Annotated in this window: 15 protein-coding genes; 12 read left to right on the forward strand and 3 right to left on the reverse strand. The window is 36.5% G+C overall.

The genetic code is table 11. The annotated features are described in order from the left end of the window. Nucleotides 1-472: 472 nt before the first annotated feature. Complete coding sequence (locus tag GJ691_RS00005) at nt 473-2,377, reverse strand: putative porin (protein ID WP_343033431.1); 1,905 nt, start codon at nt 2,375-2,377, stop codon at nt 473-475. 235 nt (nt 2,378-2,612) lie between these two features. Here GJ691_RS00005 and GJ691_RS00010 point away from each other — a divergent pair, with 235 nt between their 5' ends. From GJ691_RS00010 to GJ691_RS00045, 8 genes are all read left to right on the forward strand, one after another. Next, nucleotides 2,613-3,209, forward strand: coding sequence for a ribonuclease HII (locus GJ691_RS00010; RefSeq protein WP_154362508.1), 597 nt, complete (start codon nt 2,613-2,615; stop codon nt 3,207-3,209). A 30-nt stretch (nt 3,210-3,239) separates the two neighbouring features. After that, entirely contained in the window at nt 3,240-5,702 is a 2,463-nt protein-coding gene (locus GJ691_RS00015; protein ID WP_154362510.1) for a ribonuclease HII, read from the forward strand. A gap of 202 nt (nt 5,703-5,904) precedes the next feature. Next, nucleotides 5,905-6,594: a TapB family protein gene (locus GJ691_RS00020; protein WP_154362512.1), complete on the forward strand. Its 690-nt coding sequence runs from the start codon at nt 5,905-5,907 to the stop codon at nt 6,592-6,594. 534 nt (nt 6,595-7,128) lie between these two features. Then, nucleotides 7,129-7,845, forward strand: coding sequence for a DUF4412 domain-containing protein (locus GJ691_RS00025; RefSeq protein WP_179954977.1), 717 nt, complete (start codon nt 7,129-7,131; stop codon nt 7,843-7,845). Between the two features lie 29 nt (nt 7,846-7,874). Next, entirely contained in the window at nt 7,875-9,371 is a 1,497-nt protein-coding gene (locus GJ691_RS00030; RefSeq protein WP_154362516.1) for an OmpA family protein, read from the forward strand. Between the two features lie 95 nt (nt 9,372-9,466). After that, nucleotides 9,467-10,300 (forward strand): DUF6597 domain-containing transcriptional factor, encoded by an 834-nt coding sequence (locus tag GJ691_RS00035; protein ID WP_154362518.1) that lies wholly within the window; start codon nt 9,467-9,469, stop codon nt 10,298-10,300. Nucleotides 10,301-10,524: 224 nt separating this feature from the next. Beyond that, nucleotides 10,525-11,097, forward strand: a complete 573-nt coding sequence (locus GJ691_RS00040; RefSeq protein WP_154362520.1) for a hypothetical protein — start codon at nt 10,525-10,527, stop codon at nt 11,095-11,097. Nucleotides 11,098-11,148: 51 nt separating this feature from the next. Next, nucleotides 11,149-13,923, forward strand: a complete 2,775-nt coding sequence (locus tag GJ691_RS00045) for a CHAT domain-containing protein (RefSeq protein ID WP_154362521.1) — start codon at nt 11,149-11,151, stop codon at nt 13,921-13,923. Here GJ691_RS00045 and GJ691_RS00050 read toward each other — a convergent pair. Continuing rightward, on the reverse strand, nt 13,920-14,654 hold the full coding sequence (locus GJ691_RS00050) for a tetratricopeptide repeat protein (protein ID WP_154362523.1): 735 nt from the start codon (nt 14,652-14,654) through the stop codon (nt 13,920-13,922). The genes GJ691_RS00045 and GJ691_RS00050 overlap by 4 nt on opposite strands. Before the next feature lie 2 nt (nt 14,655-14,656). After that, complete coding sequence (locus tag GJ691_RS00055; protein ID WP_343033432.1) at nt 14,657-15,229, reverse strand: RNA polymerase sigma factor; 573 nt, start codon at nt 15,227-15,229, stop codon at nt 14,657-14,659. Nucleotides 15,230-15,468: 239 nt separating this feature from the next. Here GJ691_RS00055 and GJ691_RS00060 point away from each other — a divergent pair, with 239 nt between their 5' ends. The 4 genes from GJ691_RS00060 (at nt 15,469) to GJ691_RS00075 (ending at nt 19,067) form a co-directional block, all read left to right on the forward strand. After that, on the forward strand, nt 15,469-16,608 hold the full coding sequence (locus tag GJ691_RS00060; protein WP_154362525.1) for a collagen-like protein: 1,140 nt from the start codon (nt 15,469-15,471) through the stop codon (nt 16,606-16,608). A gap of 134 nt (nt 16,609-16,742) precedes the next feature. Next, a complete protein-coding gene (locus tag GJ691_RS00065; protein ID WP_154362527.1) occupies nt 16,743-17,108 on the forward strand; it encodes a hypothetical protein in 366 nt (121 codons plus the stop codon). A gap of 31 nt (nt 17,109-17,139) precedes the next feature. After that, nucleotides 17,140-18,327 carry a PQQ-binding-like beta-propeller repeat protein gene (locus GJ691_RS00070; RefSeq protein ID WP_154362529.1) on the forward strand — a complete coding sequence of 396 codons (1,188 nt, stop codon included), beginning with the start codon at nt 17,140-17,142 and terminating at the stop codon, nt 18,325-18,327. Nucleotides 18,328-18,446: 119 nt separating this feature from the next. Further along, entirely contained in the window at nt 18,447-19,067 is a 621-nt protein-coding gene (locus GJ691_RS00075) for a collagen-like protein (RefSeq protein ID WP_154362531.1), read from the forward strand. Nucleotides 19,068-19,091: the final 24 nt, after the last annotated feature.

The following is a 19,091-nucleotide window of genomic DNA, read 5'->3' on the forward strand; positions in this document are numbered from 1 at the left end:
GCCCGAAGACCTTTTTTACCCAACGACCTTAATCGTTTCGGGCTGCAAATCTACAACCATTTTCCTTCCAAACAAGACTTTTTTAAAAGGTTTTTTCAGTTTTTAAAAAAAGGCTCACTAAAGTACTGAATATCAAACAATGCCACAAGAAAAAAAATTGAAAATTTTCTTAAAACAAGTTTACATCCGAATCAGGCCAAAAACCAAAAACTATTATAAACAAGTGAAAGCAGCACATCAAATACGCCCATTATGCAATATACATCACTGAATTTCAGCACTGTAACACAGTTTGCCCAACAAAATCCTTCCTGTTCATGAAATCCAAGGAGAATAACAACAGTCCTTTGCCTTATCTAAGGTTTCACCAAACCATACCACAATTGGACTGTACATTAATTAGCCATCGCAAAGAAGATATTGCCCTTAATTCTTATCCAAAAAATCTTAATTGCCCACTTTACCCGTTTAATTAGGAAAAGAAATTCCATACCAATCCGAATCGAATTACGAAATCACGATACGGATAGTTCGGTGCTGAATAAAAGTCATAACCTGAAAAGGACGAATTGAAGTGCTCCGCTTTTAGATAAATACGCGTTTGTTTTACCCTAGCATTAATGAAAAAGTCTAACAAGGGATAACCACCCAACTCTTCCCTGTTCTGAATGTAGAACTCTCCTAGCAAGGGATTATAAGCATCCATATTATAGGAAGTGAAATATTTAAAGGTAATACCTGTTTGAAGGTACATGGCCTTTTTAAATACATCTGAAGAGAAATATAATGTATTCCGGGTTACCAATTGCGGTACATTGAGTACATCATTACTCTGGGAAACATTCTGGTACATTACCGTATTGTCGAGAGCAAACCTACCCAACTTGAACTCTTTCTTATACTTCACCTTTAAATGCCCTACACTCCCGTTCTCCTGAAAAGGCTTTAGGGTTGCTTGCTCCTGGTCTTCAACCAATTCCTGCGCAGGATCTTCCCCGAAATAGGTATAATTATCTATATTGGCATATTTAGCGGACAGATTGCCCCATTTTTTAGAATTAAAATGGAATTGTAGACTATTTACTTTCTGGTTCCCAAACGTAGAAGTGTTCTGCCAGTTATAATTCTCATAATCGCTTTGGTACAACAAGAAATTAAAGTCTGGCATTCTTGCCGATGAATGTAACGAAAACACTAATTTATTATTCTCATTGAACCGATAGCTTGCCGATGCATCCAATATACTAGTGGTTAAATCGCCGGAAAGGTTGTATTTGGCATCCCCATTAATCATGAAACCTCCTATTTGTTTTGAATATTTGGCCCCTAGACTTATTTCATCACCTTCCAATCGGCTTTGGATCACTTCCTCATCAGCGGTAATCAACAGGCTGTTGAAATAATAATCATAATGGTATAGACTAATGTTCCCTTGCAACCTTCCTAAAGTCGCATTATAGAATTCTGCATACAACTCATTGTACGTAGTCTTTAAGTTTGCCTTATCATCAATATCCGAATCAAAAACAGTACCGAAGTACTCATTGGAAGTTCCCTGCTGAAATTGATAGTATTTGGTCTCATAATCAAAAGTATGCCCTAAGGATAATGACGTTTTCTCGACTCTACTGGAATCCTTACTAGTTCTAAGCAACTTATATTGATGCTCTAAATGATACCGTTTACCCAAAATCTTGCTATCCCCTGCATCTGAAGATGAAAACCGCGTGTCTACCCGCGACCGATCCACGAAATCTGGATCTCCGGATTCAAACTGTTCTTCTTTGTTACTTAACCCGCCATTTTCCTCAGCATCTATATTCTGAGCTGCAATATGTGCACGTAAGCTATACCGCCCATTTTCGGTAATATAATTTGCAGTGGCCCTGAAATTTCCCGATTCAGCCTCATCCAGGTCATATTTACCCATAGATCTGAAACCTTTGAACGCCAAGGATACATTGAACCGTCTTGAAGTGTTCAACGTAAGTAAGGCATCTAAAAGCTGGCCTTCTTCGAAAGTGGTCTTAAAAAAAAGGTCGGTCATAGGAGTGGCCACATTATAATAGTCTATATCCTCAATCTCGTAATAATTAAAGTGTCGTGCCTTAGCTCCCAATCTCGGATACATTTGCTTTCGTTCAAAATCAACCCCCAACTTATTATAAGGTTGCCCCACATTGGCAAAAGGCATTAATTCAAAATCGTCTTTGCGTAAATAGTTGTACTTATATTCTTTTTGAATGGTAAGTGTAGTATCTAGATAGGTAGTATCCCTTTTATAAGAGATGATCTTATAATCCTTAATTGTAATTTGGGGTCCATCCTTATCAGGCGCTTTCTTTTTGCCCATTTTCTTAAACTTGGTGGAGTCCATTTTTTTAACGGGCCTATTAGGCTCTACCTGTGCATGGAGCAAAGGGAAACTAATTACGAATAGCAGTAGGAAAAAGTATTTCATATATAAGGTTACCCCGCAAAGTTAATTTTTTTGTTTCGAATAAAATGTGAAAGTTTTTACAACAAATGGGAATAATATTGCAGTTTAAGATTTACGCAACCGTGCTTTGACCCAAAAAAATTATCTTCGCATACCGTGAGACATTATTTATATGCTTAAAAGTTTCCACTATACATTTGATGAAGTCGGTACCGATGAAGCGGGTCGTGGCTGTCTTGCCGGACCGGTAACGGCAGCGGCAATAATTTTGCCCAAACATTTTAAAAATAATCTTCTCAACGACTCCAAACAACTCTCCGAAACAAAGCGTGATATTTTAAGGCCGATAATAGAGGAAGATGCCCTATGTTATGGTGTCGCCCATATCTTCCCAGAGGAAATCGATAAAATCAATATCCTGAACGCCTCTATATTGGCAATGCACAAGGCCATTGACCAGCTCAATGAAAACCTAAAATTCATTATCGTAGACGGAAATAGATTCAAGCCCTATAAAAATGTTCCTTTTGAGTGTATCATAAAAGGTGACGGTAAATATATGAGTATCGCTGCAGCTTCCGTTTTGGCAAAAACATACCGTGATGAATATATGGCCCAATTGCACGATGAATTTCCTATGTACAATTGGAAGAAAAACAAAGGTTACCCGACCAAAGAACATAGGGAGGCCATTCGAACTTACGGATTAACCAAATACCATAGAAAAAGCTTTAGACAATTACCTGAACAGTTGACACTAAAGCTATAAAAAAGTAACTTCGCTTTTAAATCCCATGCAATGAAATCCATACCTATAATCGGCCTTATACTTCTATTGACCATAGGCTGTTCCCAAAAACAAAATACTACTGTTCCCCTATTGGATTTTATTCCTGAAAATGCCGCCATCGTTATTAAAATAAATAATCTGGATGGTTTTAAAAGCGATTTGAACAATAATGAATTCTTGACCTTATCGGAATCATTTGAAACGTACAAAACCATTTCGAATGAAATAAAGCATTTGGATTTGGTCAAAACCCAATCAGAATCATTATTGGCTTTCTCCGCTTTGGGTGCCGATAATTTTGAATTTACGTTCGTTACTGCCGATAGCACCAATACTTTTGTCTTGGATAGCGTTCAAAACTTAAAAAGGGAATCCTTTTCCTTTGAAGGCCAAGAAATAGATAAATACGAGATTGATGGTGATATTTTATACGGAATGACATTCAAAGGCAATAACACCATTAGTTCCTCAAGGGTAATCTTGGAAAACATTCTTAAATATTCGGGCACAACAAAAGTTACCTCCAGCCTGAATAAACTCTATGAAGTTTCAAGTACCACCAAAAACGCATCCATATTCTTTAATCTTGAAAATAGCGACCCACTGTTTAAACACCTCACAATTGGGGATACTGACCTAAAGCTTTCCAATTACGCTGATTGGGCACTTGTTGACATTAATGCCGAACAGAACCTTTTACATTTTAACGGAATAACGGTTACTGCCGATTCTACCCAAAAATTCCTCAACCTATTTAAAGACACCCATCCGCTAGCGGACAGAACTTCCACTTTTGCCCCTAGATCATCGGACGCGGTACTGTCATTCACCTTTGATGAGTACGGTATTTTTGCAAAAAACCAACAACGCTACCTAAAATTGGATACTCCTAAAGACTCCCTTCTAAACACCGTTGAAGAAATAGGAATAATCCTAAAAAATAATGAAAAAGCCGTTTTATTGAATACTTATGGTTCTGAAAGGTTATCGGATTACTTATCGAATATCAAAAGCTCCGAAGCCGAATATCAAGGCACCCAACTCATTAAATTGGATTCACCCGATTTTTTGGTTTCTTATTTAAACCCGATAGTCAATGATTTTGATGCAAATTACTGTACCATTATAGAAAATGCATTTGTCTTTGGGGAGAACAAAGCCATTCTACAAGATATAATCCAGAGTTATAAAACTGGTTCCACTTTTGAAAAAACAGACGTTTATGCTTCTGCAAAAGATGCCTTGGCCAATGAATCATCGATCCTTTTCATTTCCAATTCAAAAGGCATCCAAGATGCCTTAAAGAATGATTTCACCAAGGATTTTGTCAACGATTTCAAGAATGCCGGGTTCGACAAGAATACATTTGCAGCCCAGATTGTCGCAGACAAAGGGTTCTTTCACACCAACTTTACGGTACAACAAACAGCCAGAAAATCAAAGATTGCCAATGTTTCACCTTTGTTCTCATTTGCATTTGACACCGATTTGGCCACCAACCCCCAATTCGTGACCAACCACAGGACCAATAAAAAGGAAATTGTGGTCCAAGACCAGGAAAATAATCTCTACTTGATTTCGAGCAGTGGTAAATTATTATGGAAAAAACAGCTTGATGGACAAATACAAGGAAAGATACATCAGGTAGATATCTATAAAAACCGAAGATTGCAACTTGCTTTTACAACGAACAACCAATTTTTGATTCTAGATCGAAATGGAAAAGAGGTAGAACCGTTCACTAAAAAGTTCGAAGGTGGAAATCTTAACGAACTGGCCGTTTTTGACTATGAAAAAAGAAAAGACTATCGGTTTGTGGTAACCCAAGGAGACAAGGTCTTTATGTACAACAACCAAGGTAAAATCGTTAAGGGCTTTAAGTACACCAAAGCGGAAAGTGCCATTGTGAGGGCACCGAAACATATACGAATAGGCAATAAGGACTATTTGGCATTTATGCTCGATAATGGAAGCTTAAAAATCCTAAACCGGGTAGGGAACATACGAACCAAAGTGGAAACTAAAATCGATTTCTCAAGGAATGATCTACAACTATATAAGAACAAGTTCGTTCTGACAGATAAAAAAGGGGTGCTTTACCAAATTGCCAGCAATGGGAAAATGAACACCACAAACCTTAGATTGAACGAAGATCATGGAATCGATGCCACAAGCAATACATTCGTTTACATGAACGATAATGTGTTGAGCATAAAAGGTAAAAAGGTTGAGCTCGATTTCGGGGTGTACTCAAAACCAGAAATTTTCTATATCTACGATAAAATCTACGTAGGTGTTACCGATATTCAAAATCAAAAGATTTACCTATACGACAGCCAGGCCAAACCAATAACCGGTTTTCCCGTTTATGGTTCCTCCCCTGTTGATTTGACCGATATGGAGAATGACAGAAAGTTGGAAGTGGTTGCACAAGACCAGAAAAATTCAATAATCGTATATCAACTTAACTAAGGCAGAATCGACCATTTATACGCTTATCAAGGCCGATTATACATTTCTATCATCCAAGTATATCAATAGGGATGAAAATCAATATTTTCATATTTAAATTGTAGTTACTTTGAGTATGAAATAAATTCTTTGATTAATTACCGAAAGCTTTGATATTCATAACATTATGACTAACTTAATAAAGAATCAATACGACACGATTATGAAAAAAGCACTATTCCTATTTGGTATTTTCTTACTAATATCCACATTCATTACAGCCCAAGAATGTAGCAAATACTATCCCATGATAGAAGGTGCTACTTTTGAATACACCAATTACAACAAAAAAGGGAAGTCCCAAGGGGTTTCAAAATATCAGGTCACCAATGTGCAGACCTCAGGCGAAGTAACAAATGCAACAATGGCCATTGAATTAATAGACGAAAAAGGCAAGGAAATATATAAAACCGACTACAACTTCACATGCACGGGAAATATGGTTACTGTTGACTATAAATCATTGATCCCCAGCAGCATGTTCGAACAATACGAAGGAATGGAGATGGATATTTCGGGTACCGATCTAGAATTACCCAATGACCTCAGCGTTGGTCAACAATTATCTAATGCAAATGTAAGCGTAAAAATAAGTATGGGCGGAATGAACATGAACACTACGATCGACTTGATCAACAGAAAAGTCGAAAAAAAGGAAAGCGTCACCACCCCGGCAGGTACGTTTGATTGCTATGTTATCTATAGCGATAACAAAATGAAAGCCATGATGGTTAATCAGACATTCCCGTCGAGGGTTTGGTTTTCTGAGGGTGTCGGCATGATCAAGCAAGAGAGTTTTAATCAGAACGGAAAATCTATGGGAACTACGGTTCTTACGAAATATAGTAAGTAAAGAACTCCATTTAAAAAACAAAAAAAACCGAGGCCCACACCTCGGTTTTTTTATCTCTAAGAGATAGTTCTATAACTAAATGGTTGCAAACAAATCTAAACATCAATCAAATGAAATCAATATTTGAATGAGGATTTGCTTTTTATCATAATGCTCTTATCACCAATTCTATGGATACTCAAATAAGAAATATCCCAGAAAATTAAAGATACCCACCTCATCCGACAATAACCTAATCAGGTTCCATCATTTAGTGAACGGAAGGCTTTATTTCTCCGAAAAGAAATTTTCAGTAATAATAAAACACCCTCTTTTAAAAAAAGTTAAACCCTTCTACAATCAACATTTTCTTAAAAATCCCATCTGTTAGTTCTCTTCACGTATCAAATGGTCCAATAGTGAAATGCCATGTGTTATAACATTCCTGGTTCATGGTTCCTATTACAGGAAAATAATTTGCTTTTAATAAACCAATATGGTGTTAACCTTTTTAACCCAATAACATTAAAAGGAAAACAATTAAAAAATAAACATATGGACTTTTCAAATAGCTCTTTAACGACAACGCAGAGAACCAACTTTAAACACACCACAATTCTATCCCTATCACTTTTACTGTTAGCCCTACTATTTGGGGGCCATTTAAACGCCCAAAATGATGTGTACACTTTTGATTATATCTATCAATTAGAAATTGAAAACCCTAGGGGCAATAAAACAGTTATAGACTATTATTTACCCACCAATGGAGGCTATTTCTGTACAAAAACAGAAGGCGACATGATAACTGTTTTTGACAATGCTAGTAATAAGATGTATAGCTATATGGGTCGCGACGACAAAAAAATTTTGATGACGATGCCTTTTAGCTTCAAAAGTTTATTAAAAGAATACAATGATGCAGAAAATCCAGAGGTTCATGAGTCTGCAGGCTATGGCAGGCTATTAGGTCATGATTGTACATTATTTAGAATGACCAGTGATAACCTAACAAGCGAAGTGTGGGTGGCCGAAGGGGTAATCGATGGCTCTTTTGGCGAAAATTCAATGACCCCACAAATGTTCGGCTACATCTTGGCAAGAAGTTTAACCCTTGATGACGATTCCCTTAAAGCCATTTATTCGGGTTTGCCCTTAAAAATCGTAACCAATAAAAAAAGGGGTAGAAGAGAAAAAATAACAACAATGACATGTATAAAGTTTGAAAGGGAAAATTTTCAAATTGTTACCTCAGAATACGAACGCCTTTAAAGCGTAACTGTTTAATCTAAAAAAATATAATGATGAAGCATTCCTATAAATCAAAGTTAGTACTAGCGCTCCTAGGATTTCTATTCTTAAACTCCTTACATTCCCAAGAAAAAAGGTTAAAACGGCCTTCCGGCCGCGTAGGAATCCATAGTGTGGATACATTCGTCAGGGAATCTTTTGACCTATATGATAAAGTTTACATCTACGATAATTATGCACAAGAAGGAAAACCATTGGAAGAAGATGATTATGAAGCCTTGATCGACACGGTTGAAGATGCACAAAGTGTTCTATCGAGTGCCCCAGATGCAGTGGTCGATATCAAAGGTGCCAGTATTCTTAAACAAGGAAAGGCAACATTACAAATGAACCGCGCAAAAAAAGCCTTGAAATACAGCATAAAAACGGCTAAAAAGTTATTGTCAGAAAAGAATGGAAAAGACGGCGAAACAAAAACTGAAGATGATATTGCCAAAAATAGTACGGGCAATACAAATAGCTCTTTAGAACAAGAAAACAATGTAACGAATGAATTGGAGATCTACAGTACCTTCGATTTTGTCCCTGGTGACAAAATACTAATGACAGATGATTTTTCATTGGATAATATGGGCGATTTTCCATCCAAATGGAATACTAATGGCACTGGTGAACTAGCTATGATTAACAATGAAAAGTGGTTTAAGCTGGCCGGGAAATCCATTTACATCCCCGATTTACCTTCCAATTTACCCAAAGACTATACTGTAGAGTTTGACATGCTTACCGTAGTTGATAAAAAAACAAGTTCACAGGCAAAGTTGGAAATATGGCTTGAGGATAATAATATGTTCAACCCCTCAAAAAATATGGCCATGGTAGAAATACCCCTTTGTTTATTTATCAGCATAGGTTTTATAGTCGATAATAAGATTGATGGTAACCGTGTCATCAGAAATACAGTTGAAAAAGACATAAGGAACATACTTTTACAAAAAAACCATGTTTCCATTGCCGTTAACGGTAAAAGGTTTAGAATGTGGATCAATGAAAATAAGGTGGTTGACGTACCTAGACTGGTTCCCGACAACATTGTATCATTTAAATTGCACCCAAGGAACATTCGTGATGGTATTGATAACGTTTTTATTAATAATATTAAAATTGCCCAAGGCGGTCTGGACTTACGAAACCAATTATTGGAAAATGGTCGGTTTTCCACTACTGGCATATTGTTCAACTCGGGCTCGGACCAAATCAAGCCCGAATCCTTCGGCGTATTAAAACAGGTTGCAGAAACCTTGCAACAAGAAGCAACCTTAAACCTGAAGATCATCGGCCATACCGATGCAGATGGCAATGATAGCCTTAACTTGACCCTGTCGGAAAAACGTGCATCATCCGTTAAGAACGCCTTGATTACACAATTCAATATTCAAAGTAATAGATTACAAACTGAGGGAAAAGGAGAAACAGAGCCCGTTGACAACAACACCACGACCGAAGGCAAGACCAACAATAGGCGCGTGGAATTCGTAAAAATATAGTAAATACAATACTTTAATTATCAATTGTTTACATTTTTAAACTAAATTTATAATCCATGCCTTTCTAAAATCAAAGCATTATCAATTATTCATACATGTTCACTACCTATCCCGTCACAAAGAAACTACAACCTTATGTCTCGTTCTATTATGACTTAAATTGGAAGCGTAAAGACTATGAAAATGATATCCGGGAGACCGTTTTACCAAGTGGCAAAGGCTTTATGGTCTTTCAATACAAGGGAAGGTTTAGGGGCATGATGGATACTAAAGAACAATTTGTGCCGAAATACTATACCATTGGCCAACAGACTAAAACCTATACGCTTTTCTCCGATCATGAAACCACGGCCTTGTCCGGAGTAGCTTTTAAACCCACCGGCCTTTACCATATGTTCGGGCAGAACATGGCATTACTAGCCAATTCCCCTATGGATTCAAAAACTGTTCTTGGTTCTGACCTAACCCATTTTGAAATCTCCTATGAAAAGGAATCAAGGACCGAAATGAAGGTGAATATGGTGGAAGGATTACTTTTAAACCAATTGGAAGATAAAAAATACGTCCCCAGTTTTATAGACATTGCCATCGACATGATGAATCGTTCATTGGGGTGCGAGCCAATTACTAAAATCACCAAAAAACTAAATGTAAGTGAACGCTATTTTCAAAAGAAGTTTAAAGAAATGGTAGGTATTACACCTTCTGAATACAACCGTATCGTCCGCTTCAACAACTTATTCTCTCAATTCGATGCTGAAGACCAAAACAACTATAAAACCTTAGTAGCACTTTTCAACTACTATGACCTAGCGCATTTCAGTAAGGATTTTAAAAAATATTGCGGTGAGACCCCAAAAAAGTTTCATTTGGATAAATTCAAATTTGTAAAAGAAGCCTTTATAAAGAACCCAATATTCCTAAAGTAATTAAACTCCATTTACTTAAATATCCCGTTTTTTTTATCCACTTTAACAAATAGGACGGGTTTTTACAATTTTGCAGCCAATCATTTTGTATCTTTTTTACTTTCAAATTTCCCCCAAAGTATTGTTCCCCCACCAATTAAACAGGCAATAAAGTTTAAACACTGTGTTAACCTAGACCTTTTATGCCCATTAAATTAATATAAGAAACCATTAATACACAAATTATGAAAACAAAACTATTCATTACCATCGCATTTTTATCACTTCTTATGACCTCATGTATAAAGGATTACTTAGGTGATACAGGCGGGGATAAAATAGAACTAAATTCTGAAAACTATCTTTATGATGGCGATTTGGAAAGGATTTTTTTAGAAGAACAAATTGATCGATTAACAGATGAAATTGCCCAACTCGATGAAAATGACCCCAAAATAGAAAAACTAATTAAACAACGGGTCAACTTTAAAGACCGTTTGGCCCAAATTATAGATTTAAGTGCTGTAGGATTGGATCTTGTAATTCCGTGCGATACCCCAAATGGAAAATGTGTACCACGACTGTTGGAATACTTTGTTTTTTACAAAAATATTGAACAAGCAGTGGTTTATGTAAAAAACATAAACGGGGAGAGTATCGGGATCTCCGATAAACTAACACCGCTGCCTGAATTTAAGAATGAACTGCAATATATAAGAGTTCCGGTGGATTCCCATGCAAAGGGTATTATTATCGAGATTATTAAAAAAGACGATCAAGGCAACGAAATAACATCAACGGTCACTTTAAATAGATAGTTGACCTTATAACAATAAAATTAACAAGCCTTCTTTTGAGGGCTTTTTGTAATGAAGAAAGCCCTCATTTTCACAGTACTACTTTGCGGCCTGTTTTCATCAGCTCAAGATGAAAAACAAAGCACGGAAATCGTTGCCTTGAACAAAAAAGCAACTACGTTTTTTTACACCCAAAAGGACTCTGCCTATGTATATTTCAATAAAGTATACGACATAGCAAAAAAAAATAATGACTCGAAAAACCTGATTCAAACGCTGTTCAGTTTAACAGGAGTGGCCAACTACCATCGTGATATGAAAACGATGGGTGCCAATTTGGAAAAATTGGACTCCCTTCTTGTTACGGAAAAAAAAGGACATACCAATTTTAGTTCAACCGATGACTATAATATTTACCTCTATTTTCGTGGTGCCTACCATTTTCAATTATCCGAAGATTCCGATGCCAGAAAAGCCTTTGAAGAAATTATTCTTAATGTAAACAATACGGCCGACTCTTTGCAAAGCAAAACTTTGCAAAGCCTAACTTCAGTAGCACATAGTTTTTTAGGGAAAATATACCTAAGCGAACGAAAATTTGAATTGGCCAAACAACTTTATAACAAAAACATTAGGGAAATCCTGGCAAGTGAGGATGTTGACCAAGAAGCATTATACGGTAATTTCAACTTACTTGCAGAAGTATTGATGAACGAAAAAAAGTATGATGAGGCCAGTACATATTGGATAAAGACCTTAAAATACAATCAACAGAAAAACAATTCGAATGCAGTGATTGCCAATTCCTTTTATGTAGCTCAAAATTTTAATCAGTTGAACCAAAGGGATAGTGCATTATATTACCTTGAATACGCAAAATCGGTTTTAAACGACAACCCTGTTTTTTATCCAAAATACCACATATTGAAATCCGATATTTTTGCTAAAAACGAAGAGTACGATGCTTCCCTTACCGAGCTTGAAAAGGCTGTGAACAAGATTCAAAATACCACAGGAAACACCAAAGCACTTTTTCTCGCATCGACATACATTGAAATGGGCAAGATCAATGATTTGAATGGCAACCCGGAAAAAGCTTTGTCCAATTTTAGGTATGCGGAAAAACAATTCAAAAAAGTCGGGAACCGCTCCATTAACGAGTTAAAACTTTTAAAAAATAAGGCACATACCCTAAATGGGATTCATGAACCAAAGTACTTTTTGGCATCTTTGGAAACTGTCGATGAAGCCATTCACTTGCTGAACGATTTAAAGCCCACCTTTAAAAGTCAGCAAGACAAACTTCTATTAATCGAAGACGCATTCCCGATTTTCGAATCAGGATTGGAGGCTATTTATATGCTACATGCATCCAAAGCAGATGATTCTTTATTAGACAAAGCTTTTTATTTCATGGAAAAAAGTAAATCAGTTCTGCTAATGGAAGCGCTACTTAACACAAAAGCAACGAAATTCGCCAACATACCCGATAATCTGTTACGGAAAGAAAGCCAACTAAAATCGGAAATCACATTCATTGAAAAACAACTCAATACTTCAAAAACAGGGAATTTTGAACTGGAAGGGGAGTTGTTCGCATTGAAGAACGACCATCTAAACCTTATCCATAAAATTGAATCGGGTTACCCCTCCTATTACAATTTAAAATACCGAACCAAGGTCATATCACTGGAAAAGACCCAGGCATTATTGGACACGGATGAACTTATGATTTCATTCTTCTTTGGCAATAATGACATTTACGCCATTAGCTTGGATAACAACTCAAAGAAAATAACAAGGATACCGATTGATTCGGAATTCGAGACAAAAATTAAAATGGCTTACAGGATGTTTTCCAATCCAAAATCGGATATAGTGGTTTTGGGCAAGGCCACCCATAACCTATATAAACATTTACTAGACCCCATATTAAAGTCCGACCACCATAAAAAACTTATCATCACCACTGATGGACTTTTAAATTACATCCCTTTTGCAGCCTTGAACACCAACCCCGAGGGATTAACTTATTTAGCCGAAAACCATGCCGTAAGTTATGTAAATTCAGCTACAATGCTTGCAGAATTGCGACAACGACAACCAAAAGAGCATACAATTTTGGCCTTTGCCCCCAGTTTTGACGGAACAGTTAACATTACCAATACAGATCGCGGAAAATTACTTCCATTGCCCAATAATAAAAAAGAGGTGGAGCAAATATTGACTTCTTTCAATGGCAGTTCATATATCGATGAAGATGCGTCGCTCCTGAATTTTAAATCCCAACTATCCTCTTTTGGGATAGTACATTTGGCCACACATGCCATTTTTGACGATGCAGCCCCGGAATATTCCTATTTGGCCTTTTCCCAAAAGGGTAATAAAACAGAGAATTTACTTTATGTGGCCGATCTTTATAATTTACAAATTGATGCAGATTTGGTTACCTTAAGTGCCTGTGAAAGTGGTTTGGGCGATTTAAAACGAGGGGAAGGGTTTATGAGCTTGGCAAGAGGATTCTTTTATAGTGGGGCGGCAAGCATTGCCAGCACCTTATGGAAAATCAACGATGCCAGTTCCGCTACCTTAATGAGTGGTTTTTACAAAAATCTTTCCAGGGGAGATGCCAAGGATCTGGCCCTTCAACGAGCTCAGATAGAATTTTTGAATACTAATCGTGATAATGGCTTATCACATCCTTACTATTGGTCTGGTTTTGTGATTTCAGGTAGCACTGTACCCTTGGCAACCTCCTATAATTGGGTTTATATTATAATTGGTACCATCATATTATTGACCGGTGGGTTTTACTACTTCATAGCGAGAAAAAAAAGAAGGGCTTAATCCAACTCTTTTAGTAATGCTTCAGCTTTTTCCTTTTTATAATCGAAATTTTCGATGAGCCTTTTTAAAGTAGCTATAGCATTTTCCTCATCTTTACTTTTAAGATAGGCCAAGGCAAGGTACCAATGGGCTTCTGCCTTAAATTCCCTGCCGTCTGCAATAACTCTTTTCAATACTTCAATGGCCTCTTTGTCCTTTCCTAAATTTAAATAAGATTGCGCTAAATAAAAGTCCACTTGAGCCGTTTCCCCTTTCGTTTTCAAATCTAAAAACGCAGCGACTGCCGTTTTATGGTCATTGGCCTCATAGGATGAAAAAGCGTGCCTTTCCAAGGATTGGTTACTATCACTTCTAGTAATCGTATAAACGGTATTGGGATACGTTTCAAAATTCGAAGCGTATAATGCATCATAATCGGGTTTGGAAAAAGTGCTATAGGCCATCCATCCCAAAGCAATCAAAAGAGCGAAGGATGCGGCCACCGACCAAAACTTGAAATTGGTTTTAGTATTGGGTTTGGTATTATTACTCTTGATTTCATTTTCAAAACCGGCCAGTTTTTGCTTTAAGTTTTCGTTTTGTTTCTTTTTGATAACACGCTTTAGATTGTTTTCAAATTCGAATTGTGCTTTAAAATCCGGATCTTTTTCCAACAATTCATTAAAAAGCTTTTGCCCATCCTTTGAGAGTTGGTTTGCAAAATATTGATATAATAAAAGTTCCTTATCCATAATCAATCGGGATTATTAGCCTGTATACGTTCCCGCAATGTTTTCATACAACGGGATTTAGCCGCTTTCACAACGTTTTCACTATTGTAATCGCGAGCCTCCATAATTTCCTGAATCGTATAGCCTTGGTAATAAAAGAGGGTCAATAACTCTTGGCATTTTTGCCCTAGTCCCCCAAAATGTTTTTTCAATAATACCTGCTCTGGTGTCAACTCCTGTTCTTCCATTTCAAAACTCTCCACTAGTTCATCCTCTTTCCCCACTAATGTTAGGTCAAATTTTGAGCTTACCGTTTTTTTATTTTTCTTCATGCGTTCAAAAATCAAGTATTTACCAATACCGAAAAGATAAGTGGCAATACTACTGGTAAAGCGCTCTACTTTCCCGTTCATCACATTGTCATAAAAAATGACATAGGCATCTTGATAAATATCTATATTTTCCTCATCCGACAAGTGGTACCTCCGTGCAAAATTCAGGAATTTTTCACGGTTATCTTCGTAAACCTGTTTCAACGCCATGTCCGAGCCTTGTCTTAAATCCTCGAGCGTAATTTCGGTTTTTGCTTCTTTCACTTTAATGTAATAGGAAAATTAAGGTTAACGTTCTTGATGGCTAAATTTAGTCTTTTTCATTTTTTTAATCCTCTAAATTATAGAAAACTAGCCTAAACACAAGTAATGTAAGATTTAGCCTACCATTTTATTATTTCTAATGTTATCTACTTTATTTCATTAAAAAATAGAAGATGTTAACCTTTTACTTCTTGGCTCATTAAAGGATAAGAATTTGTAAAAAAATTAAATCTATTATTATGCAAAAAAGGAAGTATTACAATCCAGTTTTCATCTTCTCCATGTTATTATTAATAGTTTCATCTTGCAATCCTGAAGACGGTGAAGATGGCGCTATGGGAGCACAAGGGGAACAAGGAATACAGGGTGAACAAGGACCTGCTGGCGATGACGCAACCTTAACAACACCTGCTGCATATGGCACATGGGAGGTTATTAGTGAAGTTGGTTCTGATGTAGCAAAATATGTTTATATAAATGAAGATAACACCCTAGAAATTTTATCAGAAGATCAATTGGGTTTTAAAAGAGCAGAAAGAACAAACGTTACTGTTTCCGTAAATCAAATAATAACAAATGATTTATATGGTAGTATTGGCATATTTGGGATAAATAATTATGAGGTTAGCGATGATATTTTAACCATTACAAGGTCTAATGATAGTGACCCTATTATAATGCAACGTTCTACCACAGTACCAGCACCGTCTAATTGGATTAATGAACTTACAGTTTTAGACGAAGGAAATACAGCTTGGGACAGGGATGTTGATATTGCTTTTGATGGCACCTATTTATTGGGTTTAAATTCTAACAGCTATAATATTGAACAAATTAATCCTATTGATTTTAATGTAGAAGGAATTATCCCTACAACCCATTCAGCCTATGCCGTAGAAATTGAAAAGTCAGATGCAGCAGATAAACAGCTTTTTCAAAGTAGTAATGGAAGTCAAATTTTTCATTCTTACATATATTCTTCCAATACTTTTAATTATACCTCTTTAGACTTAGGGGCTTGGATATATGGTATAGCTTCTATCGTACCAGGAGAATTATGGGCGGCTAGCGGAAGTGAAAAGACATTATATCACTATTGGGCCCATGAACCAATATCACCGGGAGAAATTCTTGGAAATATAACATTGGACTTTCAACCTCGTGGGTTAGACTATCGAGATGGCTTTTTATATGTTACAGAAGGTAATAGGATACATAAATGCCAAACTTCTCCAGAATTCAAAGCCATCGAATCTTATGAATTAAGAAGACATAATGTAACAGGTATTACCTACGACGGCACTAATTTTTGGTTGGCTGCTACAAGTTGGAATGATTATGATACCCAAAAACTAATAAAAGTAGACTTAACCTTATAATAATAACAATTTCCACATTTTTAAACCTGTCATCTTTTATAGTTGGGCAGGCTTTTCTTTATAAAAATTCTACATCATGTTAACCTTTTAAAAAGTACAACATAAAAGGAAAAGAATCTTATAAAACCATACTTATGAAAACAAAAGCAACTTTATTAATCATATGTGCATTCGGCCTTTTCCCAACATGTCATGCACAATCGAAAACAAAGCAAGATTCAAGCGCACAAATGAACTTATTGGACGAACAAACAAAAATGTTCAGTGGCATATTCAAACTAGCAGGGGCCGGAGAAGAGAACCCTTTGGCCGGAGCTCAAAATTACTTAGAACTAATTGAAAAAATGGATGCTCCGGAAGAACAAAAACAACAACTTAGGGATATGTACAACGTCTATGACAGTAGTCTCGACCCTAAAAAGAAAGACTCTTTGAAGTTAGCAGTAGACAAGATGTTGAATAATGCCATGGAGAAAACCAAGAACGACCCCCAACAATAGAAAGCATTATTAACCTAAAATACTTTAGACAATGAAGACCAATAAATCACTCTTGGGAATACTTATAGTGCTTATTGTTTCAATAAGCTGTAAAAAAGACGATGATAATAGTTTTGATGAAATAGTGGAGCCTACCAACAACATCGTAGGAAGTCTATGGATAAATAACAATAATGTCTTTACGGAATTGGATTTAAAGGACAATCAGCAAATCAACACCTTCACTACCTTGTCTTCATTTCATTGTAATGAATTTAATGGCACATTCATATGCACCCAAGGGGAATACACGGGAACAAAAACAGTACAGCGAAAAGGTTCTTTCAACGGAGATCTCATGTGGTCCAAAGATTATGTAAAAGATAGTGAAAGGTATTTCCAAATCAATGCGACGGCAATACATCAAAATTCGATTCTACTTAGTTATAGGATAGTCAATGCAACAACCTACACCTCCACTTATCATTTAGAAGCCTTGGAGCTTGACAACGGGGACGTCATTTGGAGCATTGAACTCGGTAATGAGGTAAAGAAGTTCACACCTTACAAAAACAAAATAATCACCGAATTGAGCGTAGGCTCTAGTACCGTGGAACTTTTGAGCATAAATCCGGATAATGGCCATATTGACACAAGAATACCTTTCACCGATAGAATCTCAAAATTAATTGGCGGTGCCTCCTCAATATTGATAATGACTTGGAGTAATAGTATTGTTTCTATGGATGCCGAATTGAATGTGAATTGGACCTTTAACACCGGGAGTCCCAATATTCTAGGAGGTTATGAAATTGGAAACCAATTTATTTTTTACTCTCGGGACCAGACCGTTTATAGCATTGATAAAAGTGAAGGTGACCTTATTTGGAATCACACCTATACAGGAAAATTCCCATTGGCCATAGATATATCCAATGATACGGTTTTCATTAGCCATAAAGAGGTGGGGGAATCAAACATTGTAACTAAAACCCTTGATATTTTTACCGGTGAGGAACTGGATTCCTATTCATACATGACTGCTGAAGAATGGAAAACCTCTGCAACAAAATATTACTTCTTTAACAATCACCTATTACTCTTCAACATCGTACCTGATGACAACAAAGCAAATATCGCCTTGTTGAATCTTTCAGATAAAACCCTGCTATGGGAACGGGAATTGGACCAAATAGCTTATCCCCATTTAATAATCACTCCAACGGGGTATTATCAATAGGCTAACTATTCTTCAATTTATGTTGGGACCTAAACTTCTGTTTTTTTCCATTCCAATGTTAACCTTTCCATTCTTTTACCATAAAAGAGCATTAAAAATCATATTATAAAAATTAAATTATGAAACAATCATTAAAATTATTTGGATTTGCAATAATGGCTTTAAGCTTAACCCTTTCCTCTTGTGGCAAAGATGGCGAAGATGGTGAGGATGGTGCAATGGGATTACAAGGGGAACAAGGAATTGCTGGTATTGATGGCACTAATGGTCAAGACGGCGCTGACGGAGCGAATGGTACCGATGGAGAAGATGGTAATGCGAATGTTTCTGCTTTCAAATATGATATTACCGAAGCAAGTGGAATAAGCCATCAACTAAATAATACGACCCCTGCAAGTTTTGTGGAAGATGGGGCAGTGCTTTCATACGTAAGAGCTGGTGATACGTGGTACTATGTACCTAATCAACGTATTTTTACCAATGGTTTTGCTCTTATTGATATTGGTAGTGAATTTGTTCCAAATGGAAACACCTCTTATTATTTCAAATTAAATTTTTTAAGAGACGGTGAGCCTATAATAATAGGCGCTGGAGATTTAGATGAACTTCGTTTGGTAGTAATGTCACCATCTAATACAGGAAAATCTTCTAAATACAATACCCTAGATGCACTTTACGAAAAAGGAATAGACCCAACAGACTATTACCAAGTAATGAAGCATTTTAACTTAAAACACTAGGGAGTACCATCCAAATCCTATACT

Source organism: Maribacter luteus, assembly GCF_009674825.1.
Taxonomy (GTDB): Bacteria; Bacteroidota; Bacteroidia; order Flavobacteriales; family Flavobacteriaceae; genus Maribacter_A; species Maribacter_A luteus.

Coding starts and splice junctions, on each gene's coding strand:
- GJ691_RS00040 (WP_154362520.1), top strand. CDS start 10,525: ATGAAAACAAAACTATTCATTACCATCGCATTTTTATCACTTCTTATG.
- GJ691_RS00030 (WP_154362516.1), top strand. CDS start 7,875: ATGATGAAGCATTCCTATAAATCAAAGTTAGTACTAGCGCTCCTAGGA.
- GJ691_RS00015 (WP_154362510.1), top strand. CDS start 3,240: ATGAAATCCATACCTATAATCGGCCTTATACTTCTATTGACCATAGGC.
- GJ691_RS00075 (WP_154362531.1), top strand. CDS start 18,447: ATGAAACAATCATTAAAATTATTTGGATTTGCAATAATGGCTTTAAGC.
- GJ691_RS00060 (WP_154362525.1), top strand. CDS start 15,469: ATGCAAAAAAGGAAGTATTACAATCCAGTTTTCATCTTCTCCATGTTA.
- GJ691_RS00070 (WP_154362529.1), top strand. CDS start 17,140: ATGAAGACCAATAAATCACTCTTGGGAATACTTATAGTGCTTATTGTT.
- GJ691_RS00050 (WP_154362523.1), bottom strand. CDS start 14,654: ATGGATAAGGAACTTTTATTATATCAATATTTTGCAAACCAACTCTCA.
- GJ691_RS00035 (WP_154362518.1), top strand. CDS start 9,467: ATGTTCACTACCTATCCCGTCACAAAGAAACTACAACCTTATGTCTCG.
- GJ691_RS00045 (WP_154362521.1), top strand. CDS start 11,149: ATGAAGAAAGCCCTCATTTTCACAGTACTACTTTGCGGCCTGTTTTCA.
- GJ691_RS00010 (WP_154362508.1), top strand. CDS start 2,613: ATGCTTAAAAGTTTCCACTATACATTTGATGAAGTCGGTACCGATGAA.
- GJ691_RS00005 (WP_343033431.1), bottom strand. CDS start 2,377: ATGGACTCCACCAAGTTTAAGAAAATGGGCAAAAAGAAAGCGCCTGAT.
- GJ691_RS00065 (WP_154362527.1), top strand. CDS start 16,743: ATGAAAACAAAAGCAACTTTATTAATCATATGTGCATTCGGCCTTTTC.
- GJ691_RS00025 (WP_179954977.1), top strand. CDS start 7,129: ATGGACTTTTCAAATAGCTCTTTAACGACAACGCAGAGAACCAACTTT.
- GJ691_RS00020 (WP_154362512.1), top strand. CDS start 5,905: ATGAAAAAAGCACTATTCCTATTTGGTATTTTCTTACTAATATCCACA.